The sequence below is a fragment of the Flavobacterium panici genome (assembly GCF_903819335.1).
Lineage (GTDB): Bacteria > Bacteroidota > Bacteroidia > Flavobacteriales > Flavobacteriaceae > Flavobacterium > Flavobacterium panici.
The window spans coordinates 1-724 of the sequence record NZ_CAIJDE010000009.1 but is presented as its reverse complement, the minus strand read 5'-3'; the positions used below and the strand labels follow the sequence as shown (position 1 = coordinate 724).

1 protein-coding gene is annotated in these 724 nt (G+C 31.8%); it reads left to right on the top strand.

The annotated features are described in order from the left end of the window. The coding region (locus FLAPXU55_RS00080) for an IS3 family transposase (RefSeq protein WP_180855861.1) at positions 1-674 on the top strand (674 nt) is incomplete at its 5' end. Positions 675-724: the final 50 nt, after the last annotated feature.

Sequence of the window (724 nt, the reverse complement as noted above, 5' to 3'; positions counted from 1 at the left end):
GAGATAAATTTTTTAATATACTCAGGGCTAATCACTTATTGATACAGCCCAAAAGAAGCTACCATATAACAACAAACTCTCATCATCGCTTTAAAAAGCATGAGAATCAAATTTTAGATTTAGTAATAAATCGTCCTGAACAAGTCTGGGTGTGCGATATTACATATGTCGGAAAAAGAGATAATCCCTGTTATTTAAGTTTGATAACAGATGCATACTCAAAGAAAATAATGGGGTATTATACAGCTGAAAATCTCAATGCAGAGAACAGTTTGAAAGCTTTAAAAATGGCTTTAAAACAAAGAAGAAATAATGCTATGCCTTTAATACACCATTCTGACCGCGGACTGCAGTATTGTGCAGACCAATATCAGAAAGAGCTAATCAAAAACAAAGTATTATGCAGTATGACGCAAAACTCAGATCCGTATGAAAATGCAGTGGCAGAAAGAATTAATGGAATTTTAAAACATGAATTCTTCATTGATAAGCATACTCAGAACAGGGATATTAAAAACAAAATAATAAAGGAAGCGATAAGTATCTATAATGAACTCAGACCTCATTATTCTAACTATATGCTCACCCCAAGCCAGATGCATGAACAGGATAAAATAAAAATGAAAACCTATAAAAGAAAAAACACCTGCAAAAAACTTATTGCAGGTGCTTAATTAAATATTTTTGTCTAATTAAATCTGTATCGATTATTTAGGACTAGTCA